The organism is Burkholderia sp. AU45251 (assembly GCF_030482905.1).
Lineage (GTDB): Bacteria > Pseudomonadota > Gammaproteobacteria > Burkholderiales > Burkholderiaceae > Burkholderia > Burkholderia aenigmatica.
Genome location: NZ_JAUJQH010000017.1, coordinates 90,978 through 116,453, shown reverse-complemented (window position 1 = coordinate 116,453; position 25,476 = coordinate 90,978). Strand labels below are relative to the sequence as shown.

General features: G+C 67.6%; 25 protein-coding genes. 9 read left to right on the top strand and 16 right to left on the bottom strand.

Annotation, left to right across the window (positions count from 1 at the left end):
- Nucleotides 1-509 precede the first annotated feature (509 nt).
- The 10 genes from QZM67_RS27505 to QZM67_RS27460 form a co-directional block, all read right to left on the bottom strand.
- Nucleotides 510-1,655, bottom strand: coding sequence for a TraB/GumN family protein (locus QZM67_RS27505; RefSeq protein ID WP_043184664.1), 1,146 nt, complete (start codon nucleotides 1,653-1,655; stop codon nucleotides 510-512).
- Nucleotides 1,648-2,664, bottom strand: coding sequence for a peptide ABC transporter ATP-binding protein (locus QZM67_RS27500; protein WP_175026148.1), 1,017 nt, complete (start codon nucleotides 2,662-2,664; stop codon nucleotides 1,648-1,650). The genes QZM67_RS27505 and QZM67_RS27500 overlap by 8 nt, the downstream gene beginning before the upstream one ends.
- Nucleotides 2,661-3,707 (bottom strand): ABC transporter ATP-binding protein, encoded by a 1,047-nt coding sequence (locus QZM67_RS27495; protein WP_301808248.1) that lies wholly within the window; start codon nucleotides 3,705-3,707, stop codon nucleotides 2,661-2,663. Before QZM67_RS27495 ends, QZM67_RS27500 begins: the two co-directional genes overlap by 4 nt.
- A gap of 132 nt (nucleotides 3,708-3,839) precedes the next feature.
- Nucleotides 3,840-4,757, bottom strand: coding sequence for an ABC transporter permease subunit (locus QZM67_RS27490; protein ID WP_043184666.1), 918 nt, complete (start codon nucleotides 4,755-4,757; stop codon nucleotides 3,840-3,842).
- A gap of 4 nt (nucleotides 4,758-4,761) precedes the next feature.
- Nucleotides 4,762-5,772 carry an ABC transporter permease subunit gene (locus QZM67_RS27485; protein ID WP_011353491.1) on the bottom strand — a complete coding sequence of 337 codons (1,011 nt, stop codon included), beginning with the start codon at nucleotides 5,770-5,772 and terminating at the stop codon, nucleotides 4,762-4,764.
- A 110-nt stretch (nucleotides 5,773-5,882) separates the two neighbouring features.
- Entirely contained in the window at nucleotides 5,883-7,511 is a 1,629-nt protein-coding gene (locus tag QZM67_RS27480; RefSeq protein WP_301808243.1) for an ABC transporter substrate-binding protein, read from the bottom strand.
- Between the two features lie 320 nt (nucleotides 7,512-7,831).
- Nucleotides 7,832-9,139 carry an MFS transporter gene (locus QZM67_RS27475; protein ID WP_301808241.1) on the bottom strand — a complete coding sequence of 436 codons (1,308 nt, stop codon included), beginning with the start codon at nucleotides 9,137-9,139 and terminating at the stop codon, nucleotides 7,832-7,834.
- A 191-nt stretch (nucleotides 9,140-9,330) separates the two neighbouring features.
- A complete protein-coding gene (locus tag QZM67_RS27470; protein WP_301808238.1) occupies nucleotides 9,331-9,642 on the bottom strand; it encodes a high-potential iron-sulfur protein in 312 nt (103 codons plus the stop codon).
- A gap of 183 nt (nucleotides 9,643-9,825) precedes the next feature.
- Nucleotides 9,826-10,935 (bottom strand): NAD(P)/FAD-dependent oxidoreductase, encoded by a 1,110-nt coding sequence (locus QZM67_RS27465; RefSeq protein ID WP_043184669.1) that lies wholly within the window; start codon nucleotides 10,933-10,935, stop codon nucleotides 9,826-9,828.
- Nucleotides 10,936-11,112: 177 nt separating this feature from the next.
- On the bottom strand, nucleotides 11,113-12,093 hold the full coding sequence (locus QZM67_RS27460) for an AAA family ATPase (protein WP_043184670.1): 981 nt from the start codon (nucleotides 12,091-12,093) through the stop codon (nucleotides 11,113-11,115).
- A 230-nt stretch (nucleotides 12,094-12,323) separates the two neighbouring features.
- Between QZM67_RS27460 and QZM67_RS27455 the strand changes: the two genes are divergently transcribed.
- The 9 genes from QZM67_RS27455 to QZM67_RS27415 all read left to right on the top strand — a co-directional run bounded on the left by QZM67_RS27455 (nucleotide 12,324) and on the right by QZM67_RS27415 (nucleotide 21,088).
- Nucleotides 12,324-13,043 (top strand): nitroreductase, encoded by a 720-nt coding sequence (locus QZM67_RS27455; protein ID WP_301808232.1) that lies wholly within the window; start codon nucleotides 12,324-12,326, stop codon nucleotides 13,041-13,043.
- Nucleotides 13,044-13,189: 146 nt separating this feature from the next.
- The gene (locus tag QZM67_RS27450) at nucleotides 13,190-13,678 is read left to right on the top strand and encodes a hypothetical protein (protein ID WP_301808230.1); all 489 of its coding nucleotides are present in this window, start codon (nucleotides 13,190-13,192) and stop codon (nucleotides 13,676-13,678) included.
- Between the two features lie 5 nt (nucleotides 13,679-13,683).
- Entirely contained in the window at nucleotides 13,684-14,499 is an 816-nt protein-coding gene (locus tag QZM67_RS27445; RefSeq protein WP_011353499.1) for an endonuclease/exonuclease/phosphatase family protein, read from the top strand.
- Between the two features lie 119 nt (nucleotides 14,500-14,618).
- Nucleotides 14,619-15,266, top strand: a complete 648-nt coding sequence (locus QZM67_RS27440; RefSeq protein ID WP_175026152.1) for a LysE family translocator — start codon at nucleotides 14,619-14,621, stop codon at nucleotides 15,264-15,266.
- Nucleotides 15,267-15,500: 234 nt separating this feature from the next.
- On the top strand, nucleotides 15,501-16,271 hold the full coding sequence (locus QZM67_RS27435) for a ferredoxin--NADP reductase (RefSeq protein WP_043184673.1): 771 nt from the start codon (nucleotides 15,501-15,503) through the stop codon (nucleotides 16,269-16,271).
- A gap of 415 nt (nucleotides 16,272-16,686) precedes the next feature.
- Entirely contained in the window at nucleotides 16,687-17,502 is an 816-nt protein-coding gene (rqpS, locus tag QZM67_RS27430; RefSeq protein WP_175026153.1) for a quorum system sensor histidine kinase RqpS, read from the top strand.
- Between the two features lie 7 nt (nucleotides 17,503-17,509).
- Nucleotides 17,510-18,166, top strand: a complete 657-nt coding sequence (gene rqpR, locus QZM67_RS27425) for a response regulator transcription factor RqpR (RefSeq protein ID WP_043184675.1) — start codon at nucleotides 17,510-17,512, stop codon at nucleotides 18,164-18,166.
- A gap of 221 nt (nucleotides 18,167-18,387) precedes the next feature.
- Complete coding sequence (locus QZM67_RS27420; RefSeq protein WP_175026154.1) at nucleotides 18,388-19,794, top strand: amino acid permease; 1,407 nt, start codon at nucleotides 18,388-18,390, stop codon at nucleotides 19,792-19,794.
- 268 nt (nucleotides 19,795-20,062) lie between these two features.
- Nucleotides 20,063-21,088, top strand: coding sequence for an XdhC family protein (locus QZM67_RS27415; RefSeq protein WP_043184677.1), 1,026 nt, complete (start codon nucleotides 20,063-20,065; stop codon nucleotides 21,086-21,088).
- A gap of 112 nt (nucleotides 21,089-21,200) precedes the next feature.
- Here QZM67_RS27415 and QZM67_RS27410 read toward each other — a convergent pair whose 3' ends face one another.
- The 6 genes from QZM67_RS27410 to fliE form a co-directional block, all read right to left on the bottom strand.
- Nucleotides 21,201-21,935 carry a PepSY-associated TM helix domain-containing protein gene (locus tag QZM67_RS27410; protein WP_301808224.1) on the bottom strand — a complete coding sequence of 245 codons (735 nt, stop codon included), beginning with the start codon at nucleotides 21,933-21,935 and terminating at the stop codon, nucleotides 21,201-21,203.
- 268 nt (nucleotides 21,936-22,203) lie between these two features.
- Nucleotides 22,204-22,521 carry an EscU/YscU/HrcU family type III secretion system export apparatus switch protein gene (locus QZM67_RS27405; protein WP_301808219.1) on the bottom strand — a complete coding sequence of 106 codons (318 nt, stop codon included), beginning with the start codon at nucleotides 22,519-22,521 and terminating at the stop codon, nucleotides 22,204-22,206.
- Nucleotides 22,518-23,879 carry a flagellar hook-length control protein FliK gene (locus QZM67_RS27400; protein WP_301808216.1) on the bottom strand — a complete coding sequence of 454 codons (1,362 nt, stop codon included), beginning with the start codon at nucleotides 23,877-23,879 and terminating at the stop codon, nucleotides 22,518-22,520. Before QZM67_RS27400 ends, QZM67_RS27405 begins: the two co-directional genes overlap by 4 nt.
- Nucleotides 23,880-24,006: 127 nt before the next feature.
- Nucleotides 24,007-24,339 (bottom strand): flagellar protein FliT, encoded by a 333-nt coding sequence (locus tag QZM67_RS27395; RefSeq protein WP_043184681.1) that lies wholly within the window; start codon nucleotides 24,337-24,339, stop codon nucleotides 24,007-24,009.
- The gene (fliS, locus tag QZM67_RS27390) at nucleotides 24,336-24,770 is read right to left on the bottom strand and encodes a flagellar export chaperone FliS (RefSeq protein ID WP_043184682.1); all 435 of its coding nucleotides are present in this window, start codon (nucleotides 24,768-24,770) and stop codon (nucleotides 24,336-24,338) included. The genes QZM67_RS27395 and fliS overlap by 4 nt, the downstream gene beginning before the upstream one ends.
- Nucleotides 24,771-24,975: 205 nt before the next feature.
- The gene (fliE, locus tag QZM67_RS27385) at nucleotides 24,976-25,320 is read right to left on the bottom strand and encodes a flagellar hook-basal body complex protein FliE (RefSeq protein ID WP_021164033.1); all 345 of its coding nucleotides are present in this window, start codon (nucleotides 25,318-25,320) and stop codon (nucleotides 24,976-24,978) included.
- Nucleotides 25,321-25,476: the final 156 nt, after the last annotated feature.

The window sequence follows — 25,476 nt, the reverse complement described above, 5'->3', positions numbered from 1 at the left end:
CCTCGTGGCGCTTTTCCGTTGGCGCAATCGCTGCGGCTTCGCCGTCTGTCGATTCTCGCCCCCCGAAACCGTCTTGCGACGGTGACCGGAAAAATCTTCCGGATTAAAAAACGTCCGCCGCCGCCCGATCATTGCCTTTCCCCGGTGGGACGACGGAACGCTGCTTATCCCGCAAGTCGGCCTGCATGCCTTGTTGTTGTCCGACGATGATTGGCCCCGCCGTACATGCAGACACTTCCGCGGCCGGCACGTACATCACGTGCCGGCAACGCGCTAACCCCGCGCTTTATTTTCTGCTACCCCGTAGAACTTTTTCTATTCTTTTCATTTTTTCAACTTGTGGAATGAAGAATAGATATTGGCAGATCGGGATGTCAATCGTTTGAAACGCTATTTTCCGACGAATCGAGGGTTTTCCTTATCGAATAGCGTGCCCATACAAGCGTTTGACGCCGGTCGCGCGACGCCGATCAAACAGGGGAGGATCGGTTCGGGCGCGACGGCGACGTTCAGTTCGCGTCGACGCTGTAACCTTGTTGACGCAACAATTCGAGCACGCCGCGCGGGCCGCCCAGATGCAGCGCGCCGATCGCGACGAACAGCGGCCGGTTCGGTGCGGCGATTGCCGTCATCCGTGCAACGAAGCGGCGGTTGCGCTCGTACACGATCTTGTTGTCGATCGACGCCGACAACGCCTTCGAACGCGCGAGCCGTTCGCTCTTCGCGACCGCCCATGCCGAGATCGCATCGGCGTCGCCAATTCGCCACAGCCGGTGCAGCGACTTGATGTCGTCGGCGTTCTGCGCGGGCGTCTGCACCATGTCCTGCGCGAGCATCTCGCGCTGCTCGGCCAGCGTCAGCCCGGTGAACGCGCGCATCTGTTCGGCGAGCGTCTCGAGCCCGATCACGCGGCCGCCCTTCTTCTTCAGGAACACGTTCTGCAGCTGCGCCTCGGTGCCGTACTCGGTCTGCAGGCCGGCCGACAGCGAATCGTAGGTCTCGACGACGAGCGCCGCGAGCCACGGCCGCATCTTGCGGATCTCGGTAAGCGCGGCCGGATTGCCGCGCAGGCGCGCCGCGAGCCGCTGCCACAGCGGCTCCGGCAGCAGGCGCTGCAGGCACGGGTAGCGGCAGACGCCGTACTTCGACACGTCGTCCTGCGATTCGAGCAGGTCGTCGGGCGACAGCTCGAGCGCGAGCGTCGGCGACGCGGCGAGCGCCGCGAGGATGCGCGGCCGGAACGGCTGCGCGCTCGGGTAATCGGACGGATCGCCGGTGTGCAGCGTGCCGAGCACGTACAGCGTGACCTTGCCCTTGGTCGCGACGTAGAACGGCATGCGCGCGGGCTGCACGCGCACGGTGCCGCGCGATACCGTGCCGTCCGACACGGCGGGGGCGTGGAAGCCCGGCAGGCTCATGCCGGGCGGCGGGACTTGCGACGGATGGATCGGTGAAGTGGCCGGCGCGCGCCCTTCGGCGCGCGCGGTTTCGACGGGAACCACGAGGCTGGCCGCCACGCACGCGCCGGCCAGCGCCGCGCCCGTGACGGTACGCACGCTCCAGCGCCGCGCGTAGCGGTACGCGCGCATCACGCGCGCGCTGCTTGCCCCCGCACGGCGCACGCCGGACGCGCGCGCCGCCAACGCTTCAGGCATTCGCCTCCCCTACCTCCTCGGCCCGATGGCAGGCTACGCGCCGGCCGTCGACCTCACGCAGCTGCGGCTCCTCCGCACGGCAGCGCTCGACCGCATATGGGCAGCGCTGGTGGAACGCGCAGCCCGACGGCGGATTGAGCGGCGACGGCAATTCGCCCTGCAGCTTGATCTGCACGCGACGGTCTTCCTCGAAGATCGCCGGCGTCGCCGACATCAGCGCGCGCGTGTACGGATGGCGCGGCCGTGCGTAGATCGTCGCCTTGTCGCCGAGCTCGGCGACGCTGCCGAAATACATCACCATCACGTCGTCCGCAACGTGCTCGACCACCGCGAGGTTGTGCGAGATGAACACGTAGCTGGTCTTGAACTGCTCCTGCAGATCCATGAACAGGTTCAGGATCTGCGCCTGGATCGACACGTCGAGCGCGGACACCGGCTCGTCGGCGACGACGATGCGCGGATCGAGGATCATCGCGCGCGCGATCGCGACGCGCTGGCGCTGGCCGCCCGAGAACATGTGCGGATAGCGCTTCGCGTGCTCGGGCCGCAGGCCGACCGTGCGCATGATCTGCGCGATGCGCTGCGCGCGTTCGGCGGCCGTCAGGTTCGCGTTGATCTCGAGCGGCTCGGAGAGCGTCTGCTCGACGGTCTTGCGCGGGTTCAGCGACGCGAACGGGTTCTGGAACACCATCTGCACGCGGCGGCGCAGGTCGGCGACCGTCTCGCGGCTTGCGCCGGCGACGTTCTTGCCGTCGATCGTCAGGCTGCCCGAAGTGGGCGTTTCGATCATCGTCAGCTGGCGTGCGAGCGTCGACTTCCCGCAGCCCGATTCGCCGACGACGGCGAGCGTCTTGCCGCGCTTCAGCGAGAACGACACGCCGTTCAGCGCCTTCACCGTGCCCTGCCCGAACATCCCGCGCTTCACCGCATAGTGCTTCGCGAGGCCGTCGGCCACCAGTACGGCGTCCTCGTCGTGCGAAGTGGCACGGACTTCTTGGGTTGCGTTCATCGTGAACTCCTGTCGACCGGAGTTTGCGCTTTAGCGCTTACTCCGGTCCCATGCAAAGCCGTCAGGTCGAGGTTGGAAACGTTGAGCGGCTTGATGCAGCGTGCGCGCATCGCATCGTTGTCCGGCACCAGCGTGTCGAGCGCCGGCCGCGCCTTGCGGCAGTCGTCGACGACGTACTTGCAGCGCGGCGCGAACAGGCACCCGGACGGGCGATCATCGCGGCCCGGCACCATGCCGGGCAATGCGGCAAGGCGACGCGCCCCCTTATTGTGCTCGGGAATCGCCGCGAGCAGCGCTTCGGTGTACGGATGATGCGGCGCGCGGAAGATGTCGGGCACGCGGTTGGTCTCGATCACCTCGCCCGCGTACATCACCGCGACGCGCTGCGCGACTTCCGACACCACGGCCAGGTCGTGCGAGATCAGCACGAGCGCCATCCCGCGCTCCTTCTGCAGCTTCACGAGCAGATCCATGATCTGCGCCTGGATCGTCACGTCGAGCGCGGTGGTCGGCTCGTCGGCGATCAGCAGCTTCGGGTTGCACGCCACCGCCATCGCGATCATCACGCGCTGGTTCATCCCGCCCGACATCTGGTGCGGGAACGACGCGATACGGTTCTTCGCATCGGGAATGCCGACCTGGTCGAGCAGTTCGAGCGCGCGCCGGTGCAGCGCGTCGCCGCGCAGCCCTTCGTGCAGCTTCAGCACCTCCTTGATCTGGTAGCCGACCGTGTAGCTCGGGTTCAGGCTCGTCAGCGCATCCTGGAACACCATCGCGATGTCCTTGCCGACGATCTTGCGGCGCGCCTTCGGCGATGCTTTCAGCAGGTCGACGCCGTTGAACGTGACTTCATCGGCCGTCACCTTGCCCGGTGCGTCGATCAGGCCCATCAGCGCCATCATCGTCACGCTCTTGCCCGAGCCCGATTCGCCGACGACGCCCACCACCTCGCCCGGCGCGATCGACAGGTTGATCCGGTCGACCGCGGGCAGGCCATTGAAGTTCACCGCGAGATTGCGGATGGTCAGAAGATCTTGGCTCATGTCGTCCTCCGCCGGGCCGCCCCAAGGAGGAAGACCGCCCCCTCGGGGGGAGCCGTGCATGGGACCGGAGCAAGCGCTGAAGCGCCAACTCCGGTCGACAGCGAACAAAGTGAGTGTGGAGGTTGTTTCATCTCACGCCATCCGTTTCAGTTTGGGATCGAGCGCGTCGCGCAGCCCGTCGCCGAGCAGGTTGATCGCGAGCACCGAAATCAGGATCGACAGGCCCGGCATCGTCACGATCCACCATGCGTTGTCGATGTAGTCACGCGCGGACGCCAGCATCGCGCCCCACTCGGCGGTCGGCGGTTGCACGCCGAGGCCGAGGAAGCCGAGCGCGGCCGCGTCGAGGATCGCCGACGAGAAGCCGAGCGTCGCCTGCACGATCAGCGGCGCCGTGCAGTTCGGCAGCACCTGCGAGAACATCAGGCGCAGCGTGCCGGCACCGGCCACGCGCGACGCCGTCACGTACTCCTTCTGCAGCTCGCCGAGCGCCGATGCACGCGTGAGGCGCACATAGGCCGGCAGCGCGACGATCGCGATCGCGAGCATCGTGTTGGTGAGGCCCGGGCCGATGATCGCGACGACCGCGACCGCGAGCAGCAGCGACGGCAGCGCGAGCAGCACGTCCATGATGCGCATCACCGGCGTGTCGGCCCATTTCTGGAAGAACGCGGCGACGAGCCCGAGCACGATGCCGGGGATCAGCGCGAGCACGACCGACACGAAGCCGATCCAGAACGACATCCGTGCGCCGTACATCAGGCGCGAAAGAATGTCGCGGCCTGCTTCGTCGGTGCCGAGGATGAATTTCCAGTTGCCGCCGTCGAGCCAGGCGGGCGGGATCTTTACGAAATCGCGGTATTGCTCGGCCGGGTTGTGCGGCGCGAGCAGCGGGGCGAGCAGCGCGACCAGAATCAGCACGATCACGACGATGCCGGCGCCGACCGCACCGCGGTTGCGCGAGAAGTTGGCCCAGAACTCGCGCAGCGCGAGCGCACGGCCGCCGGCCGGCGCGGATTCGGTCGGCAGGGTATTTTGCAGATTGCTCATGGGATTACCTCGTGTGGCGGATGCGCGGATTCAGCACGCCGTACAGCAGGTCGACGACCAGGTTCACGACGATCACGAGCGTCGCGATCAACAGGATGCCGCCCTGAACGACCGGATAGTCGCGGCGGCCGATCGCATCGATCAGCCACTTGCCGACACCGGGCCACGAAAAGAGCGTCTCGGTCAGCACGGCGCCCGCGAGCAGCGTGCCGATCTGCAGGCCGATCACGGTGACGACCGGGATCAGCGCATTGCGCAGCGCATGCACGACCACCACGCGCGCGGGCGACAGCCCCTTCGCGCGTGCGGTGCGGATGTAGTCCTCGCGCAGCACTTCGAGCATCGACGAACGCGTCATCCGCGCGATCACCGCAAGCGGAATCGTGCCGAGCACGATCGCGGGCAGGATCAGGTGGCTGACCGCCGACTTGAACGAGCCTTCATCGGGCGCGAGCAGCGCGTCGATCAGCATGAAGCCCGTCGGGTGCGGGAAGTCGTATTCGACGGCGATGCGCCCCGACACGGGCGTCCAGCCGAGGTACGACGAAAACACCATGATGAGGATCAGCCCCCACCAGAAGATCGGCATCGAGTAGCCGGTGAGCGCGGTGCCCATCACGCCATGGTCGACGACCGAACCGCGCCGCAACGCGGCGATCACGCCGGCCGGCAGCCCGACCGCGAGCGCGAACACGAGCGCGCACAGCGACAGTTCGACGGTCGCCGGGAAACGCGCGAAGAATTCGCCCGCGACGCTCGTGTTGGTGATGATCGACGTGCCGAGGTCGCCATGCAGCGCCCGGCCGATGTAGTGGAGGTACTGCATGGGCAGCGGCTGGTCGAGCCCGAGGCGTTTCATCGCCTCTGCATGCATCGCGGGGTCGACGCCGCGCTCGCCCATCATCACTTCGATGGGGTCGCCCGGTATCAGGTGAATCAGCGCAAACGCCAGGATGGTGATACCGATGAAAGTCGGAATCACCATGCCCACGCGGCGCAACACGAATGTGAACATGATGCGTCTCGTATTTTCTTGTGGGAAATGTGCGACCGGCGACGGGAAGCTTTTGGCCTCCCGCCGCCGGATGAATTAGCCGGTCTTCGCGACAGCTTACGACAGGCGTGTTACTTCACGCTAACACCGTCGAAGCGGACATAGCCGAGCGGCTCGATACGCATGTCGGCCACGTTCTTGCGCACCGGCTGGTAGACCGTCGAGTTCGCGATCGGCGAGAACGGCAGCTGTTGCGCGAAGATCTGCTGAGCCTGCGTGTAGAGCTTCGTCCGCGCGTCCTGGCCCGTCGTCGTGCGACCCTTCTGGATCAGCTCGTCGAACGGCTTGTAGCACCAGTGCGAGAAGTTGTTGCCCTTGATCGCTTCGCAGCCGAGCAGCGTGCCGAGCCAGTTGTCCGGATCGCCGTTGTCGCCCGTCCAGCCGATCAGCATCGTGTCCTGCTCGCCCGCGTGCGCGCGCTTGATGTACTCGCCCCACTCGTACGTGACGATCTTGGCCTTCACGCCGATCTTCGCCCAGTCGGCCTGGATCATCTCGGCCATCAGGCGGGCGTTCGGGTTGTACGCGCGCTGCACCGGCATCGCCCACAGCGTGATGTCGAAACCGTTCGGATAGCCGGCCTTCGCGAGCAGCGCCTTCGCCATCGCGGTGTCGTTCGGCGCCATCTTCAGGTTCTTGTCGTACGACCATTGGGTCGGCGGCATCGGCGCGGAAGCAGCCTGGCCTGCGCCCTGGTAGACGGACTCGAGGATCGCCTTCTTGTTGATCGCCATGTCGAGTGCCTGACGCACCTCGAGCTTGTCGACCGGCTTGTGCTCGACGTTGTACGCGAGATAGCCGAGGTTGAAGCCTGCCTGCGACGGCATGTCGACGCCGGCATCGGCCTTCAGCGTCGCGATGTCGGCCGGACGCGGATAGCTCATCACCTGGCATTCGTTGCGCTTGATCTTCTGCACGCGCACGCCCGGATCGGGCGTGATCGAGAAGATCAGCTTCGAGATCTTCACTTCGCCCTTCTTCCAGTAATCAGGATTGCCGTCGAATCGGATCGTCGCATCCTTCGTGTAGCTGCGGAAGATGAACGGGCCCGTGCCGATCGGCTTCTGGTTGATGTCGGCGGCCTTGCCGGCCTTCATCAGCTGGTCGCCGTATTCGGCCGACAGGATCGATGCGAATTCCATCGCCATGTTCTGGATGAACGGCGCATTCGGCTCGGCGAGCGTGAACTTCACGGTGTACGGATCGACCTTCTCGACCTTCGTGATCAGCTTGTCGAGGCCCATGTCGGTGAAGTACGGGAACGACACCGGGTACGCCTTGCGGAACGCCTGGTTCGGGTCGAGCATGCGCTGGAACGTGAACAGCACGTCGTCCGCGTTGAATTCACGCGTCGGCTTGAAGAAGTCGGTCGTGTGGAACTTCACGCCGTGGCGCAGGTGGAACGTGTACACCTTGCCGTCCGACGACACATCCCACTTCTCGGCGAGGCCCGGCTCGACCTTCGTGCCGCCGCGCTCGAATTCGACGAGGCGGTTGTAGACGGTGAACGTGGCGGCGGTGAAATCGACGCCGGTCGTAAATTGCGCGGAATCAAAACCCGCCGGGCTGCCTTCTGAGCAGTAGACGAGAGTCTTGTTCGGGATCTGTGCGAATGCAGAGCCCGCGACGCCGAACGATGCCGCTGCCACGCCTGCAATGGCGGTAACACGCAGGGTGTGCAACAGACGGTTGTATTCCATGTTTCCTCCAGGTCTCCAGATCGGAACCGACCCGCCAGGGGCCGGTGTACGCGGATATTACTTGAGCTAACGATGTGGCAACAAGCTGGAGAAAAAACTCTTCTATATGCGTCGCCGGGTTTTTGCCGATGTTTAGTGGGGGTAAAAAAATGCGATAACGCGCGCGAGCGACAATTCCGTTCATCGCACGCAAGTTTCGTTCGATGACTAAACAAATCGGGCGCGAACACGAAGGGGCGACGCGCCGTTTTCCCGAGTTCTGCAGCACATCATTGCGTTTTGCGAAACGATCCGACGACCGTCTTCAAATCGTCATGTCGTCACGCGGGTGCGTCGAGGTCGGCGCTGCGCGCGGGCACGAACGCGACCGCGACGATCGACAGCGCGATTCCGGCCATCACATAGTAGGTCGGCGCGAGCGGCGTGCCCGTTACCTTGATCAGCCACGTGACGATGAACTGCCCGAAGCCGCCGAACAGCATCACCGCGACGTTGTACGCGATCGACAACCCGGTCGAGCGCACGTTGGCCGGGAACAGCTCGGCGATCATCGCGCCAAACGGCCCGTAGTAGCCCGCGAGCGTGACCGACAGCACGGCCTGCACCGCGATCAGCCGCGCGATGCTCGGCGCGGCGTCGAGCCACGCGAACAGCGGATACATCAGCACGAGCGTCAGTGCCAGCGACCACAGCGACAGCCCCTTGCGGCCGATGCGGTCCGACCACGCGCCTGCGATCGGCGACAGCACCATCAGCAGCAGGTTGCCGACGATCACCGCGTAGAACGATTCCGCGTAGGGCAGCTTCAGCTGCTTCACCGCGAAGGTCGGCAGATAGCTGATCAGCACGTAGATCGTCACCGTCAGCGCGATCACCGAGCCGAGCCCGCACAGCACCTCGCGCGGGTGGCGCGTGAACACGTCGCCGAGCGTCGCGCGGCGCGCGTTCTGCTGCGCATGGAGGAACGCTTCGGAATCGGCGAGATGGCGGCGGATGTAGAAGCCGATCGGGCCGATCACGAGCCCGAGGATGAACGGCACGCGCCAGCCCCAGCTGCGCAGCGCATCGTGCGACAGCCCGCGCGTGACGGCCGCGCCGACGAGCGCGCCGATCAGCAGCGCGGCCGCCTGGCTCGCCATCTGCCAGCTGCCGTAGAAGCCGCGTTTCGAGAACGGCGCGGCCTCGATCAGCAGCGCCGTCGCGCTGCCGAATTCGCCGCCCGCGGAGAAGCCCTGCAGCAGCCGGCCGAGCACGATCAGGAGCGGGCCGCCGATGCCGATCGCCGCATAGGGCGGCGCGACCGCGAGCAGGAAGATGCCGGCCGTCATCAGCAGGATCACGAGCGACAGCGCTGCCTTGCGGCCGGCGCGATCCGCGTACAGCCCGAACACGATGCCGCCGATCGGGCGCATGAAGAACGCGACGCCGAACGTCGCGGTGGTCAGCAGCAGCGACGAGTATTCGCTGGAGGTCGGGAAGAACAGCTCGGCGATCACGACCGTCATGAAGCCGAACACCGTGAAGTCGTACCACTCGAGCGCATTGCCGATCACGGCGGCCGCGACTGCGCGCCGGTTCAGCGCACGCTCGGGCCGGATCGTTTTCGTTGAATTCGCAATCGTCGCCATGCGTGCCTCGTCCTCGTCAGTTCGCCGTGTCGGGCGGCGCGGCACGCGGGGTGCTCGCGGCGCGCTGGTTTGCAGCGAGTGTAGAAAGCGACGGAACCGTTTTCAAGCAATAAAAAACGCCCGCCATCTTTCGACGGCGGGCGTTTTGCGGTTTTCGCCACAATGCGGCATCGCACGATGCCGCACGGGCCTCAACCCATCTTCGAGAAGGCGCTGCACCAGCCCTTCGCCGACACCTGCTTGCCGGGGAAGGCGCCGCACGGGCCCGAGGCCGAGCCCTTCTTGCCCTGGTACAGCATGCAGGCCGCACAATCCTGGCCCGTTGCGTACTTCGGGTACTTCGTCTTGTCGACCTTGGTGGCATCGGCCTTGTAGCCGAGCGCCACGGCGGTCGGATCGGTTTCCGGCAGCATCGGCGCATCAGCCAGCGCTTCGCGCGACAGCGCCAGCGCGGACACCGCACCAATGCTCGTAATCAGGAAACTCCGACGGGATGTTTTCATGGGGGACTCGCTCCAACGTTATCGGTTTGAAAGCTGTTCTGGCGACAGCCGTTCGACAGAATAACGCTCAAGCGACAAAACGTGCGCGCCGAAATGCCGGAGATAAGGAATTTCACACGACCGCCACACGACCGATACGCACCCGCAACACATTCGCCACACACTCGCCACACACTCGCCGCGTCAGCGATAAGCCGCCATCTCGCCCACGCGCTGCGCAAGTGCGAGCGACGCGGTCAGCCCCGGCGACTCGATGCCGAACAGGTTCACGAGCCCGCGCACGCCGTGCTGCGCGGCGCCCTGCACGATGAAATCGGCCGGCGGCTCGCCGGGCCCCGCGACCTTCGGCCGGATGCCCGCGTACGCCGGCTGCAGCGCGTCGTCGGGCAAGTCCGGCCAGAACGCGCGAATCGACGCGTAGAACGCGGTCGCGCGCGCGGGATCGACTTCGTAGCGCAGCGCATCGACCCATTCGACGTCCGGGCCGAAGCGCGCCTGCCCGCCGAGATCGAGCGTCAGGTGCACGCCGAGCCCCGCGCGGTCGGGCATCGGGTAGATCAGGTGCGAGAACGGTGCGCGCCCTGACAGGCTGAAGTAGTTGCCGCGCGCGAGGTAGAGCGGCGGCACCCAGCGCGGGTCGAGGCCGCGCGTGCGACGCGCCAGCGCCTGCGCGCCGAGGCCCGCGCTGTTGATCACGCAGGCGGCCTCGATCTCGGTCGGCGCGTCGCCGCCCGTGCGCACGACGAAGCGCCCGCCGCGCAGCACGTCGATCGATTCGACCGGGGATTTCAGCGCGCACACGGCGCCGTCGCGTTCCGCGTCGCCGAGCAGCGCGAGCATCAGCTGGTGGCTGTCGACGATGCCGGTGGACGGCGAGAACAGCGCCTCGACGCATTCGAGCGCGGGCTCGAGCGTCTGCGCGTCGGCGCGCGTGAGCGGCATCAGGTCGAGCACGCCGTTTTCGGTCGCGCGTGCGGCGATTGCCTTCAACTGCTTCACCTGCGCGGCGGTCGTCGCGACGAGCAGCTTGCCGGCGCGCCGGTGCGGCACGTGATGCGTCTCGCAGAATTCGTACAGCAGGTCGCGCCCGTGCACGCACGACATCGCCTTCAGCGACCCGCGCGGATAGTAGAGCCCCGCATGGATCACTTCGCTGTTGCGCGAACTCGTACCCGTGCCGATCGCATCGGCAGCCTCGAGCACGAGCGTTTCACGCCCGCGCGCGGCCAGTTCGCGCGCAATCGCCAGACCGACGACGCCCGCGCCGATCACGACACAATCCATCTGCTCCATGACGTTTCGCGCCGCTAGCGCGTCGAGGGAAGAGAAGAGAATTGTACGTCCCGGTTCACCCGCTTGCCGAAGGTCGTGCAGCGTATCGTGACGACGCCGTGCATGACGGTCGACACACGGCACGACACACGGCGCGGCACGGCGCGCGCATGCCGCCGCCGTGCGCGCGCCGCCGGGTCAGAAGCCGATTGGCCGGCGCTTCGCGGCGCCCTCGTCGGCCCGGATGTCGCGCGGCCCGATCGCATCGCGGCCGTCGAGCCGCGCGGCGCCGAATGCGTGCAACAGCGCGCGGCGCATCGTGCGCGGCGGGGTCGCGGCCAGCACGTCGAGCGCGTCGTCGCCGAGGGTATCCGGGAAGCGCCGCCCCCACGCATGCGACGTGCGGATCTCGTCGTAGATCGTCTGCGCAATCCGGCGCGCGCCGGCCGCATCGGGCGGCTCGATCTCGTACACGTTCATCCGGTTGAGCAGCGGCTCCGGAATCGCGTGCGCCTCGTTCGCGGTCGCGATCCAGATCACGTTGCCCGCATCGATCGGCACTTCCGCGAATTCGTCGATGAACGCGCGCGCGGTGTCGTGCTCGAGCAACGCGTACAGCGCGCCGAGCGGATCGTATTGCGCGTCGCTGCCGGCCTTGTCGATCTCGTCGACCGCGATCACCGGGTTCGCGTAGCTGCCGTTCACGAGCGCATCGAACACCTTGCCGGGCTTCGCGTTCTTCCACTGCGACGACGCGCCCGACAGGATCCAGCCGGCCGTCAGCGAACTCATCGGCACGTAGTGGTACGCGGTGCCGAGCAGTTGCGCGAGCGCCTTCGCAAAGTGCGTCTTGCCGATGCCCGGGGGCCCGAGCAGCAGGATCGGCATCAGTTCGAGCCGGTCGTCCGTTTCGAGGCACAGCGCGACCTGCTTGCGCACGTCGTCGAGCGGCTCGGCGAAATTGGGCAACGCCTCGCCGAGCGCGTCGAACGACGGCATCCGGTTCGGCTTCACGCAGAAGCGCAGATTGCCCGTCTTGAGCATCCTCTCGTAGGTGGCGCGCAGTGCGTCGCTCGCGCTCTCGTTCAGGTCACTCAGCGCCGTCTCGACCTGCTCGAGGTCGTACACCGTGCTGAAGGACGCCACCGCCAGTTCCTGTTTCACCATCGCCGTCGTCATACCAACCTCGCTGCCGCTTGCTGTCACACGACCATCAGACCCTTACGATTTCAGTGTAGCGATCCCGCATCCCCGCGCAAGCAAGCAGCCACGCGCGTCTGCTGCTAACACCCCGCGCGCGCTGCGCGCCGGCGCACCGCGGCGTATGATCGTCGGTTCACCCACCCGCCGCACCGGTCTTGCCGACAGCGCCCGCGCGGCGCGTCGGACCCCGTCCCGAAGGTATGCCGATGTCCGTCCCCACTGCTTCCCCGCGCGCCGATGCCGATGCGATCGGCGCCGTCGACGCGGCGCTCACGTCGCGCCGCGCGATCCGCGCGTTCCTGCCGATACCCGTGCCGCGCGACACGCTCGAGGCGATCCTCGAAGCCGCGAGCCGCGCGCCGTCGGGCACCAACATCCAGCCGTGGCGCGTGTACGTCGCGACGGGCGCCACGCGCGATGCGCTCGCCGCCGCGCTCACCGCGGCCCACGACGATCCCGCGCGCGACGAGAAATACGTCGCCGAGTACGACTACTACCCGCGCGAATGGGTGTCGCCGTATATCGACCGGCGCCGCAAGGTCGGCTGGGACCTGTACGGCCTGTTGAACATCGGCCGCGACGAGAAGGCGCGCATGCATGCGCAGCACGCACGCAACTTCCGCTTCTTCGATGCACCGGTCGCGCTGTTCTTCACGCTCGACCGCGTGATGACGCACGGTGCATGGCTCGACTGCGGCATGTTCCTGCAGGGCGTGATGACGGCCGCCCGCGCACGCGGGCTCGATACCTGCCCGCAAGCCGCGTTCGTGCCGTTTCACCGGATCGTCGCCGAACACCTCGGCATTCCCGCCAACGAACAGCTGGTCTGCGGGATGTCGCTCGGCCATGCGGACCCGGATGCGATCGAGAACCGCCTCGTCACCGAGCGCGCGCCCGTCGCGGAGTTCGCGCGCTTTTTCGCTTGAAAACGCATGACGCGGCCCTACCTTTTGAACAGGACCGCATCGCGCGGCGAACCTGCCGCGGCGCGTCCTGTCACATCGCGATCGAAAACGATCGGGCGTAAGATGTGCGTCCGTTCCCCGCTATTCCGCGTTTCCGGAGACGTTTCATGCTGAAACACGGCCTGGCCGTCCTGCTCGCGAGCGTCGCGCTCGCCGCCCATGCACAGAGCCCCGCACCGGCCTCCGTCGCGTGGGAGATCCAGGTGGTGCGCGACGGTCAGACCATCGACACGTTCCAGCAGCACACCACCGTGGGTCAGACCCGTACCGATACCCATCGCTATCCGTCCGCCGTGCCGGTCGGCTGCGGCAATGCCGCGCGTGTCGTGCCGACCGAGCGCTCGCGCTCGGTGACGGTCGCGCCGCTCACCGTCGATGCCGGCGCGAACACCGTGTCGCTCGCGCTCGACGTGCAGGAAACGATCGACGACGAAGGCGCGAAGCCGGCCGATCCGTGCCTGCCCGCGTCGCCGCGGCAAATCGTCGCGAGCCACCCCGGCCTGACGGTCGGTGGCGACGCGTGGACCGACTGGACGCTCGTCGAACAGCATCCGCACCTCGTGTACCGCGTGCGTGCGCACGTCGCGAAGGATTGAGCGTCATGTCCGCCGACGCCCTGTCCCTGCCGTTCGCCGAACCGCACGCCGCGCCCGACGAACTCACCGCGGTGAGCTGGAACCTGCACAAGGGCCGCTCGCCGCTCGGCTTCACCGCGTGGAACGCGATGCGCAACTGGATGCAGTCGACGCACGCCGACGTGTATTTCCTGCAGGAAGCGATGGCGCGCCGCATGCCGCGCCCCGTGCTCGCGCCCGGCTTCGGCGCACCGATGGACGACGCGGTCGACGACGTATGGCACTGCCAGGCCACCGAGATCGCACATGCGCTCGACTGGCAGATCGCGCTCGGGCCGAACGTGTTCAAGCCGTCGTGGCGGCACGGCAATGCGATCCTGTCGCCGCATCCGCTCGACCTCGGCGGCCGCTGGGACATCTCGGCGCACCGCTTCGAGCGGCGCGGGCTGCTGGTCGCACGCGCGACGCTCGCGGGTGCGCGCCCGGTCACGCTGCTGTGCGCGCACCTCGCGCTCACGCGCGCCGCGCGGCTGCGCCAGATGCACTGGATCGCGCACTGGATCGTGCGCAACGCGGGCGACGGCCCACTGATGCTCGCCGGCGATTTCAACGACTGGCGCAACGATTCGGTCGCGCTGTTCGGCGAGATCGGGCTGTCCGAGGTCGCGACACTGCTCGGCGAATCGGGCCGCACGTTTCCCGCGTTCTCGCCGGCGCTCGCGCTCGACAAGATGTTCGTGCGCGGGCTGACGCCGCTCGAATGGCGCGCACCGTCCGGCGAGGCGGCGTGGCTGTCGGACCACCTGCCGTACATCGCGCGCCTGCGCCTCGATCCGCAATAACGTTCCCGGTATCGGCCGGATTTCAGCCCGCTTGCGCGCCGCCAAAGCGCGGCCGCGCGGCGCGGGCTACATTAACGGGTCGCCCTTTCCGCCAGCGCCCGCCATCGGGCCGCACCGCCATGACCTACCTGCCGATCCTGCTGCAAATCGCCGTCGTCTATCTCGTTGCGGCGATCACCCCCGGCCCGAATTTCTTCATGATTTCGCAACTGTCGCTCGCGGGGCGGCGCAGCCTCGGTGCCGCGTCGGCGCTCGGCGTCGGCACCGCGTCGGTCGCATGGGCGACGCTCGCGATGCTCGGCCTCGCGGCCGTGCTGCACCAGGTCGAATGGCTGTATGAGGCGATCCGGATCGGCGGGGCCGTGTACCTCGTGTACTTCGGCTTCAAGCTGCTGCGCGCGGGCATCCGCCGCGACGCGGCGCCGGCCGACGCGCCCGACGAACGCGCGCCGCTGACCGCGCCGCACGCGCACGATTACCTGCGCGCGTATCGCAGCGGCCTGTTCACCTGCCTGACGAATCCGAAATCGTGTGCATTCTGGACCAGCGTGTTCGCGGCGATGCTGCCCGCGCACGTGCCGCTGTGGTTCAACGGCGCGGTGCTGGTGACGATCGGCGTGCTGTCGGCCGGCTGGTATTCGTGCGTCGCGTACCTGTTCGCGAGCCCGCGCGCGCAACGCGGCTACCGGCGCGTGCGGCGCCCGCTCGACGCGCTGTGCGGCGTGGCGCTCGTCGGCCTCGGCGCGAAACTCGCGGCCGAACGCTGAAAACCGAAAGCTGATTGAAATAATTCGTTGCGCCAAATCCGCGCGGCCACGGGGGTCAAGCCCGCGATCCGCGTCAACAGGGTAAAATAACGAGTTCCTCAATCGTCTGTCATCGAGAAGGCGCGTGTCCGACGCGCCGGCCGGCCGATCCGCGATCGGGCCGACGCACTCGGTTTTTTTGCCCGTTTTTGGGCCCGTTACTCGCGTTCGCTACGCGCGTCCGTTTTCAAAGCCATGAGCAAATACGACACCGCCACCGTCCAATCCGTCCATCACTGGACCGACACGCTGTTCAGCTTCACCTGCACCCGTGAGGCGAGCCTGCGCTTCAACAACGGCGAATTCACGATGGTCGGCCTCGAGGTCGACGGCAAGCCGCTCGCGCGCGCCTACTCGATCGTCAGCCCGAACTACGAAGAGCATCTCGAATTCTTCAGCATCAAGGTGCAGAACGGCCCGCTGACGTCGCGCCTGCAGCACCTGAAGGTGGGCGACACCGTGCTGATCGGCAAGAAGCCGACGGGCACGCTGGTCGCCGACAACCTGCTGCCGGGCAAGACGCTGTGGATGCTGTCGACGGGCACGGGCCTCGCGCCGTTCATGTCGATCATCCGCGATCCGGACATCTACGAACGCTTCGACAAGGTGATCCTGACGCACACGTGCCGCCTGAAGGGCGAGCTCGCGTACATGGACTTCATCAAGCACGACCTGCCGGGCCACGAGTACCTGGGCGACATCATCAAGGAAAAGCTCGTCTACTACCCGACGGTCACGCGCGAAGCGTTCGACAACGAAGGCCGGATCACCGACCTGATCTCGACGGGCAAGCTGTTCACCGATCTGGACGTGCCGCCGTTCTCGCCGGAAAACGACCGCGTGATGCTGTGCGGCAGCACCGCGATGCTGAAGGACACGACCGACCTGCTGAAGCAGGCCGGCCTCGTCGAAGGCAAGAACAGCGCGCCGGGCCACTACGTGATCGAGCGCGCATTCGTGGATTGATCGATCCCCCAATTTGCGCACCATCAAGAACCGGAGCGAAAGCTCCGGTTTTTTTTCATCCCTACTTGGCGAATTCGTAACAAATTGGGATCATCCCATCTCAAATAGTTACATTTGGATACGTCATCGTCCGGTGTTCGGGTGTCAGTGTTTTTCCTACAACACGTTCATTCCGATTATTCACATTTACCCTTAAATGTCCGCCCGACATGACCTTTTCAGAAATTTTGAGATATTATTCGCCGCGCGTGGTTGCCGTTCGGATGAGAGTGGAAGGGTCGGATGCAAGTGTTACAAGACGTAACTTTTGTTACCTCGGCAGGGGGCGATTCTCTGGCGGCGACCGTCATCGAAACGGCAGCCGATCCACGCAGCCAGCCGGTGTCTGAACCGCTTTCTGACAGCAGGGAGAGTCATGGATACGTCGCTTAACGCGCCCTTGGGCGCCCACGCCCCGTTCCCGTCGCAACCGCTCGTGCCGAGCTGCGTCGCGACTCCGCCCATCGCCGACGCCGCGTCGAAACGCGCCACCTCCGCCGCGCGGATCGCAGCGCTGTCCGCCCAACTGCTCGCCGCCGACGAAGCGGCCCGCCGCCACCTGGCCGGCGAATTGCACGACGGGCTCGGCGCCGAACTCACCGCCGCGCGTTTCGCGCTCGCAAACGTTCAAACGTGGCTGCCGGCCGATGCGCCGGACGGGTGCCTGCGCGCGCTGGAGCTGGCTCAGCAGGCGCTCGACGCCGCCACCGACGCGAATCGCCGGCTGATCGACGAGCGCGACACGCCGGCGCTCGACGCGGGCGTGGTCGGCGCGCTGTCGTCGTGGGTCGACACCCATGCGGCACGCACCGGCCTGCGCACCAGCTTCGTGTGCGCAGCCGACGCACGCCTGACGCAGATCGCCGGCGCCAGCGCGCTCGCGGTGTTCCGCGTCGCGCAGGAAGCGTTGTCGAACGTCGCGAAGCACGCGCGCGCGACGTCGGTCGACGTGCGGATCGCCACCGACTGCACGCATCTGTCACTGATTGTCTCCGACGATGGCACCGGTTTCTCCCGAAGCCGCCGCACCGGCTACGGCCTCGCCGGCATGCGCGCCCGCTGCGAGGCGTTCGGCGGCCGCTTCGAGACGGCCACGCCGGATACCGGCCACGGCACGCGCGTCACCGCGCGCTTCGCTTGGGATTCGCTGCTCGCGGTGCCCGCCGCGGCCCGCCGCGCGTCGCTTTCGTGAGGTCGTCATGAGCCTGAACATCCTGCTCGTGGACGATCACGCGATCGTCCGGCAAGGGATCCGCCAGTTGCTGATCGACCGCGGCGTCGCACGCGACGTCACCGAGGCCGAGAACGGCGGCGACGCGATGGCGGCCGTCGACAAGCAGGAATTCGACGTGATCCTGCTCGACATCTCGCTGCCGGACACGAACGGCATCGAAGTGCTCAAGCGCGTCAAGCGCAAGCTGCCGCGCACGCCGGTGCTGATGTTCTCGATGTACCGCGAGGATCAGTACGCGGTACGCGCACTGAAGGCCGGCGCCGCCGGCTACCTGTCGAAGACGGTCAATGCCGCGCAGATGATCGGCGCGATCCAGCAGGTCGCGGCCGGCCGCAAGTACGTGAGCCCCGCGATGGCCGAGGCGCTCGCCGAATACGTGTCGTTCGAGAACGAGCCGCTGCCGCACGAGAAGCTGTCCGACCGCGAATACCAGACGCTCTGCATGCTCGCGTCGGGCAAGCGGCTCACCGACATCGCGAACACGCTGTCGCTGTCCGTGAAGACGGTGAGCGTGTACCGGTCGCGGCTGCTCGAGAAGATGCGGCTGTCGAACAACGCGGAACTCACGTTCTACGTGATGAGCAACCGGCTCGTCGACATGGCGCCCACGGCCGGCGCCTGATCTCCCCGCCCCGATTCAACCGACTCGTCCGATCCCGCGACGCGGCGCACGCCGCGCCGCGGCCCCCTGGCCCGCGTCTGGCGCGCAAGCGCTTGTTTTATCGGACGATTTCGCGGCGCGCCGCTGCGCCGCAGCGGGTTTTGTGCGCCAAATCGGCTAAAATTACGGGTTTTCACTCAATCAGCGCTACCGCACCCGCGCGCGCTGGCGATTCATCCGCAATGTCTCTCTTCCGCAAGAAAAACGTCGATCGCATGATCGCCGGCGCGCATGCCGCCGGGCTCAAGAAAGCGCTCGGCGCGATCGACCTCACCTTCCTCGGCATCGGCGCGATCATCGGCACCGGCATCTTCGTGCTGACCGGCACCGGCGCCGTGCAGGCCGGCCCGGCACTGATGCTGTCGTTCGTGATCGCCGCGATCGCGTGCGGCCTCGCGGCGCTGTCGTACGCGGAATTCGCGTCGACGATCCCCGTCGCCGGCTCGATCTACACGTATTCGTACGCCACCCTCGGCGAGCTCGTCGCGTGGATCATCGGCTGGGACCTGATGCTCGAATACGGCCTCGCGTCGTCGGCCGTGTCGGTCGGCTGGTCGGGTTACCTGCAGTCGCTGCTGCAGGGCTTCGGGCTGACGCTGCCCGCCGTGCTGACGGCCGCGCCCGGCGCGGTGCCGGGTGTCGTCACGTGGTTCAACCTGCCCGCGTTCCTCGTGATGATCGTGATCACGACGCTGCTGTCGATCGGCATCCGCGAGTCGACCCGCATCAACAACATCATGGTGTTCATCAAGGTGTCGGTCGTGCTGCTCGTGATCGCGGTCGGCGTGTTCCACGTGACGCCCGCGAACTGGAAGCCGTTCATGCCGCACGGCTGGAACGGCGTGTTCGGCGCGGCGGCCGTGATGTTCTTCGCGTTCATCGGCTTCGACGCGGTGTCGTCGGCGGCCGAGGAAGTGAAGAACCCGAAACGCGACCTGCCGATCGGCATCATCGCGTCGCTCGCGGTGTGCGCCGTGCTGTACGTGACGGTCGCCGCGGTCGCGACCGGCATCGTGCCGTCGGCCCAGTACGCGAACATCTCGCACCCGATTTCGTACGCGCTGCAGATTGCCGGCGAGAACTGGGTCGCGGGCTTCATCGATCTCGGCGCCGTGCTCGGCATGCTGACCGTGATCCTCGTGATGAGCTACGGCCAGACCCGCGTGATCTTCGCGATGTCGCGCGACGGGCTGCTGCCGGCGACGCTGTCGCGCGTGCACCCGCGCTACGCGACGCCGTTCCTGACGACCTGGCTCGTCGGCCTGTTCTTCGGGCTGATCGCCGCGCTCGTGCCGCTCAACGTGCTCGCCGAGCTGATCAACATCGGCACGCTTGCCGCGTTCTCGATGGTGTCGGTCGCCGTGCTCGTGCTGCGCCGCACGCACCCCGACCTGCCGCGCGCGTTCCGCTGCCCCGGCGTGCCCGTGGTGCCGATCCTCGCGGTCGCGGCGTGCCTGTTCCTGATGCTGAACCTGAAGCCCATCACGTGGGCCGCGTTCGGGGTGTGGCTCGTGATCGGCCTCGTGATCTACTTCCTGTACTCGCGCCACCACTCGAAGCTCGCGCACGGTCACCACGACGCGCACTGAGCGCCATCGTCGCGCGCGCCTGCCGCGCGCGATGCGCGACCACCCGCGGGGCCACCACCGGCCCCGCGCGGCAACCGCCTCCCCCGACCCGGCCGCTGCGCCGTTCCCGCGATCGATCGCTGTCCGATCGTCGCGATGTCTTGCCCGATCCTCCGGATTGGCCCGCTCGCGCCACCGCACCGCCTGCGCGTGCGCGCCGCGCGGTTCATAATCCCGCCATCGAACGACGGTCCCGGGCAGCGGGCCGTCCGGCAACAGGAAGAAGATGATGGAAAGCGTCGATCTCGATGTATTGAAATCCAGCGCACGCTGGCTCGAAGAAGGGCGCCGCGTGCTGCTCGTGACGGTCGTGAAGACGTGGGGCTCGTCGCCGCGCCCCGAAGGCGCGATGCTCGCGGTGCGCGAGGACGGGCTCGTGGTCGGCTCCGTATCCGGCGGGTGCATCGAGGACGACCTGATCGCCCGCGTGCACGCTAGCGGGATCGCAGCCGACGCGCGTCCGGAAGCGCTCAAATACGGCGTGACGGCCGAGGAAGCGCACCGCTTCGGGCTGCCTTGCGGCGGCACGATCCAGCTCGTGCTCGAGCCGCTCACGCGCGACAGCGGGATTGCCGCGCTGTGCGCGGAAGTCGAGGCCGGCCGCCTCGTCACGCGCACGATGACGCTCGCGACCGGCCGTGCTTCGCTGTCGCCCGCGCAGGCGGCCGACGGGCTCGCGTTCGACGGCGAGCGGCTCGTGACGATCCACGGGCCGCGCTACCGGATGCTCGTGATCGGCGCCGGCCAGTTGTCGCGCTATCTGTGCCAGATCGCGGTCGGGCTCGACTACCAGGTGACGGTGTGCGATCCGCGCGAGGAATACACGGATGCGTGGGACGTGCCGGGCACGCGCGTCGTGCATACGATGCCCGACGATACGGTGCTCGACATGAAGCTCGACGCGCGTTCGGCCGTGATCGCGCTCACGCACGATCCGAAGCTCGACGATCTCGCGCTGATGGAGGCGCTGAAGACACCCGCGTTCTACGTGGGCGCCCTCGGCTCGCGGCGCAACAACGCGGCACGGCGCGAGCGGTTGCGCGAATTCGACCTGAACGAAGCGGAACTGGGCCGGCTGCACGGGCCGGCCGGCATCTACATCGGCAGCCGGACGCCACCGGAAATCGCGATCTCGATCCTCGCCGAGATCACCGCCGCGAAAAACAACGTGTCGCTGCCGACGATCCTGCAGGTCGAGGGCGCGAAGGCCGCACGCGAGATCGCAGCGAACAGCGGCGCGGCCTGCGGCCTCTGAGCGGTGCCGACGCCGGCGCGCGGTCGCGCCGGGTACGCGTCCGCAGCGCACGAAGCGGACAAAACCGACGAAAAGGCACGCGCCAGCGCCAGGCCGGCGCGATTACCGCCGATCAGGTCAGGCCGGCGGCAAGCGCCGCGGCGACCGAACCCACCACCAGCACGACGCCGACCGTGCGGCGCTTGTTCAGCTCGGTCCACAGCAGCACGCCGGTCAGCGACAGCAGGATCAGCGAACCCGCGATCGTGTCCATCAGCAGCACCCAGCCGAGATTCATCCCGACGCCGCGATGCAGGTTGTTCAGCGTCGTCAGGAACGTGTTGCCCGTGCGCTTCACCGCGACGTAACCGTTGCCGACCCAGTATTCGGCCTGCAGGTTCTGATGCGGACCGAACAGGCCCATCTGCCAGTGCTCCGGCTGCATCACGCTCTTGTCGCCCCACGCCACGGGCTGTGCGGGCTCCTTGCGCATGCGGCCCGGCTTGCCGTCGAAATGCAGTTCGTGCTGCAGCCACTTCATCATCGCGGCAGGCGTCTTCGGCGCCGGATCCGGCAGCGCGATCTGCATCTCCTCGACCTGCGGCTCGCCGGTCGAAATCTTCAGCGGCGGCGCACGGTGGTTGAGCAGCACGCCCGTCACGCCGAACAGCAGCCCGAGCACCGCGCCCCACAATCCGACCCAGCCGTGCACCTTGCGCAGCCACTTGATGAAGGTCGCGCGGCGCGAACGCTGGCGGCGCGCGGCCAGTTCGTCGTCGCTCAGCGGGCGGGCCGCCGGGTGCAGCACGGTGACGCCCGCGCGGGAAGTACCCGTCTTGGGCGGAGTGATCGTTTCGGGCGCGTTCACGCGAAAGTTTCCATTCGTTCAAAACAACGGGCGGCGCGCAGAGCATGCGCGCCGCCCGAGCAACATGAAAATGAGAATGGATATCATTACACAAATCTATCGCCGGCTCAATCCGCCAGCGTACGTGGCGGCGCGCCCGAAGAGAGAGGAAATACGGACGAAGCGCATGCGTTGCGCCACGATGCCGATCAATAGAACGAAAATGCCATCAGAATGACCACGAAAGGCCGAGACAGCATTTCGTAATGAATCGCGCGATGCCGGCCCGTCAACGCAGCGGCGGCAGCGGAAAGCGCGGTGCGGCGTCGCCAGGCGCGGGCTCGGTGCGGTCGAGCGCGTACAGCCACGCGAGCAGATCCGCGACCGCCTGGTAGAGCTGTGGCGGAATCCGGTCGTCGAGGTCGACCTGCATCAGCAGCGACACCATCTCCGGCGCCGTATGCACGTACAACCCCGCATCGTGTGCGCGCGCGACGATCATCTCGGCGAGTACGCCGTAGCCCTTTGCGACCACGCGCGGCGCCGCGTCGCCGCCCTTCGGATCGTAGACGAGCGCGGCCGCGCGCTTGCGGGACGTCATGCTCATTGCAGCGCCTCGTCATCGGCATCCGGCGCCCGCGTCGCCGGGCCGCCGGCCGCGCCGCGCGCATATGCGGCGGCGGCCGCCTGAGCCGCAAACAGGTCGAAGCCGTCCGGGCCGTCGTCGACCGCGCGAATCGACAGCCCGCCCACCTTGAGCCCCGACACTTCGAGCCGCTGCCGCAGCGCCGCTTCGTGCCGCGTGAGACGGTCGGCGCCCGTCTGGTTCGCACGCAGCCGCGCAACCAGTTGCGTGCCGTTCAGCACCAGCTCCGCGTCGACCGTGCCGAGCGACGGCAACGTCAGCGTCAGGCGCGTGCGCCAGGCGATGCCGTCGCCCGCGCCGTCGTCGCCGCGCGGTGCGCGGCTGCCCGGATCGTCGGGTTCGATCGTCCAGTCGAGCCGCGCGCCGGGCCACGCCTCGCCCGTCCAGCGGAACTGGTCGGTCGCGAGCGCGTCGAGCTGCTGCCTGACGAGCGGCACGGCGGCCGGATGTACGGGTGCAAGCGTCTGCGTCTGTGCCTGCGAATCGGACGATGCAGTGGCCAGTTCGGCGCGCACGGGCGTCCAGCGCGCATCGGGACGCTCGCCGAGCAGATCGGCCATATCGGGCGACAGTGATGTGCCCTGCCGCCCGCCCGTCGGCAGGGCCTGCGCGGGATCGCGAGCCGGCGCACCGCCCTGGGCCGGCGTACCCGGCGGCGGCGCCGTCCGCGCGGTTGCAGGCAACGGCGGGCGCTGCGCGAGCAGCTCGTCGAGCACGTCGGTCGTGCCGTGCTGCGCGGCATCCGGGTCGGCCGGCGCGAGCGCGACCGCGAGGCGTGCCTGCGGCTCGCGCATCAGCGCCGCGAGCGGGCGCTGGCCCGCCAGCCACTGCGCCAGATGGGATTCGTAGAAAAGGCCGCTTTCGCTCACGGCCTGCGCGAGCGCTGCGCGCAGCGCCGCGACAGGCAGGGCCGCGGCTGCCTCGTGCACCGCCGCAGCGGACGACGCCGCGGCGGAAGCCGGCGAGGAAGACGCAGCCGGCGCGGACAAGGCCGTCGCGCGGGCCGGTACCGCCGTGTCGGTCAGCAGCACGGTGGGGTCGGCCAGCAGCGGCGCGCGCCCGGCGAGGGCCGGCGTCGAGTCGCCGCCCGCACGCGAGATCGCGTCGAGCACGCGCCCGACATCGGACAGTGCGGTCTGGGTGGAAGCGGGTGGCGCGGCGGGCGGGCTGCCGGCCGCTGGCGAGGACGACGCGCCGGCACCCGGCGTGCCGACCTGCGAGGTCGCGCCGCCGCCGGCGGGCGCCGACACGGTGCCGGTCAGCAGGCTGTCGAGGCGGCTCGCCAGCAGCGCGGCCGCAACGGAGTCGATACCGGTCATGATCGGAGCCTGCTCACCTCAGCCACCTCGTTGCGAATCCGGGAACGGCACGCCGCCGCCCGCGGGAACTGCGCGCCTGCCGCAACGGGCTCGTGCGCCCCCGCGCCCGTTTCCCCGGAAACGGGCCCTACCCGCGCGCGCGGTAGAGATCGGTCAATACCTTGGTCGAGCGCCGCGCCTCGAACAGCGCGGACAGCCGCGCGACGTCCGGGCTCGCGAGATCGCGGATCGCGGCGTCGTCGGCCAGGATGCGGCGGATCAGGTCGAGCTTGCGGCCGAGATCCGATTCGTCGAGCACGACGCCCGGATCGGCCTCCTTCAGCCCGTCCACCAACTGCATGAATTCGGCCTGCAACTCCGGCAACGCGCTCCAGTCGGCGCTGCGGGCCGCGCCCAGCATCCGGCCCGACACGGCGGCGAGCGCCTCGTAACGTGCGAAGTATTCGGCCTTGCGATTCATCGTGAAGCTTCCACTGCCTGTTGCGCGGCCATCCGCGCGACTTCCGGGGCAATCCCCGTCCATGCTTCCTCGAGCGTCGCGAGCAGCCCGTCGACCTCGACCAGCATCGCGTCGCTCGCCTGCGCGTTCGCTTCCAGCAGGCGCCCGCTGATATACGCATACAGCGCGTCCAGCCGCTCCGCGATCTCGCCGCCCGCGTCGCGGTTCAGCGACGCCTTCAGTCCGCTCTCGACGATCCGGATCGCCTTGCCGATCGCTTCGCCGCGCGCGGGCACATTGCCCTGCTGCAAATGCATGCGCGCGAGCGCTACCGCCTGCCGCGCGCCCTGGTACAGCATCGCGATCAACCGGTGCGGGGAGGCGCCCATCACCCCGGTCTCGACGCCGACACGCGCGTATGCACTGGCTCCAGCGTGTCCTGGGGAAAACATGCGCTTCTCCTTGTTATGCCTTGGCTATACGGGAACCGACATCGTGCATCGCACGATGCGGCCTTCACCGGAGTTATCGGAAGGGATCGGGAAAGCTTTAGGCAAGCGGGGCCTGCCCTGCGGCGGCAGGGCCAGCCGGGGGGGCTCACCGGATGACCGCCCCTGGATGACCGTCCCCGGTAGCCGTCCCCGGATGCCCGTCGCGTCACACCGACATCTGCATGATGTCGTTGTAAGCGCTCACGAGCTTGTTGCGGACCTGGAGCCCGAACTGGAAGCCGATGTTGGCTTTCTGCATGTCGACCATCACGTCGTTCAGCGACACGTTCGGCGCGCCGACCTCGAACGCCTGCGCCTCGCCGAGCGCGTGCTGCTGGTCGCCGCTGATCTTGTCGAGCGACGCCTTCATCGCGCTCGCGAACGTGCCGGCCGTCGCCGCGCCCGAGCCGGCCAGCGCCGCCGTCGGGCTCGCGACGCCGCCGGACGCCTGCGCGGCCATCGACTGCATCTGTTGCAACACCGAACCGATTCCGCTGACGTTCGCAGTCATGCTGTCCCCAAAACTGAGAGAAGAGGCCCGGACGCACCGGGGGATCCGCTGGCGCCGCACCACGCGCACCATGCCGGATCGCGAAAAAGGATAGCAGCGCGCCGCGCGTCAAAGCCGAGAAAGTACGGGGGAAACCCCGCTCTTTTCGGTCGATCG

Coding starts and splice junctions, on each gene's coding strand:
- QZM67_RS27420 (WP_175026154.1), top strand. CDS start 18,388: ATGTCTCTCTTCCGCAAGAAAAACGTCGATCGCATGATCGCCGGCGCG.
- QZM67_RS27495 (WP_301808248.1), bottom strand. CDS start 3,707: ATGAGCCAAGATCTTCTGACCATCCGCAATCTCGCGGTGAACTTCAAT.
- QZM67_RS27455 (WP_301808232.1), top strand. CDS start 12,324: ATGTCCGTCCCCACTGCTTCCCCGCGCGCCGATGCCGATGCGATCGGC.
- rqpS (WP_175026153.1), top strand. CDS start 16,687: ATGGATACGTCGCTTAACGCGCCCTTGGGCGCCCACGCCCCGTTCCCG.
- QZM67_RS27460 (WP_043184670.1), bottom strand. CDS start 12,093: ATGACGACGGCGATGGTGAAACAGGAACTGGCGGTGGCGTCCTTCAGC.
- QZM67_RS27480 (WP_301808243.1), bottom strand. CDS start 7,511: ATGGAATACAACCGTCTGTTGCACACCCTGCGTGTTACCGCCATTGCA.
- QZM67_RS27415 (WP_043184677.1), top strand. CDS start 20,063: ATGGAAAGCGTCGATCTCGATGTATTGAAATCCAGCGCACGCTGGCTC.
- QZM67_RS27485 (WP_011353491.1), bottom strand. CDS start 5,772: ATGTTCACATTCGTGTTGCGCCGCGTGGGCATGGTGATTCCGACTTTC.
- QZM67_RS27505 (WP_043184664.1), bottom strand. CDS start 1,655: ATGCCTGAAGCGTTGGCGGCGCGCGCGTCCGGCGTGCGCCGTGCGGGG.
- QZM67_RS27465 (WP_043184669.1), bottom strand. CDS start 10,935: ATGGAGCAGATGGATTGTGTCGTGATCGGCGCGGGCGTCGTCGGTCTG.
- QZM67_RS27450 (WP_301808230.1), top strand. CDS start 13,190: ATGCTGAAACACGGCCTGGCCGTCCTGCTCGCGAGCGTCGCGCTCGCC.
- rqpR (WP_043184675.1), top strand. CDS start 17,510: ATGAGCCTGAACATCCTGCTCGTGGACGATCACGCGATCGTCCGGCAA.
- QZM67_RS27445 (WP_011353499.1), top strand. CDS start 13,684: ATGTCCGCCGACGCCCTGTCCCTGCCGTTCGCCGAACCGCACGCCGCG.
- fliS (WP_043184682.1), bottom strand. CDS start 24,770: ATGTTTTCCCCAGGACACGCTGGAGCCAGTGCATACGCGCGTGTCGGC.
- QZM67_RS27440 (WP_175026152.1), top strand. CDS start 14,619: ATGACCTACCTGCCGATCCTGCTGCAAATCGCCGTCGTCTATCTCGTT.
- QZM67_RS27395 (WP_043184681.1), bottom strand. CDS start 24,339: ATGAATCGCAAGGCCGAATACTTCGCACGTTACGAGGCGCTCGCCGCC.
- QZM67_RS27405 (WP_301808219.1), bottom strand. CDS start 22,521: ATGAGCATGACGTCCCGCAAGCGCGCGGCCGCGCTCGTCTACGATCCG.
- QZM67_RS27470 (WP_301808238.1), bottom strand. CDS start 9,642: ATGAAAACATCCCGTCGGAGTTTCCTGATTACGAGCATTGGTGCGGTG.
- QZM67_RS27475 (WP_301808241.1), bottom strand. CDS start 9,139: ATGGCGACGATTGCGAATTCAACGAAAACGATCCGGCCCGAGCGTGCG.
- QZM67_RS27500 (WP_175026148.1), bottom strand. CDS start 2,664: ATGAACGCAACCCAAGAAGTCCGTGCCACTTCGCACGACGAGGACGCC.
- QZM67_RS27435 (WP_043184673.1), top strand. CDS start 15,501: ATGAGCAAATACGACACCGCCACCGTCCAATCCGTCCATCACTGGACC.
- fliE (WP_021164033.1), bottom strand. CDS start 25,320: ATGACTGCGAACGTCAGCGGAATCGGTTCGGTGTTGCAACAGATGCAG.
- QZM67_RS27400 (WP_301808216.1), bottom strand. CDS start 23,879: ATGACCGGTATCGACTCCGTTGCGGCCGCGCTGCTGGCGAGCCGCCTC.
- QZM67_RS27490 (WP_043184666.1), bottom strand. CDS start 4,757: ATGAGCAATCTGCAAAATACCCTGCCGACCGAATCCGCGCCGGCCGGC.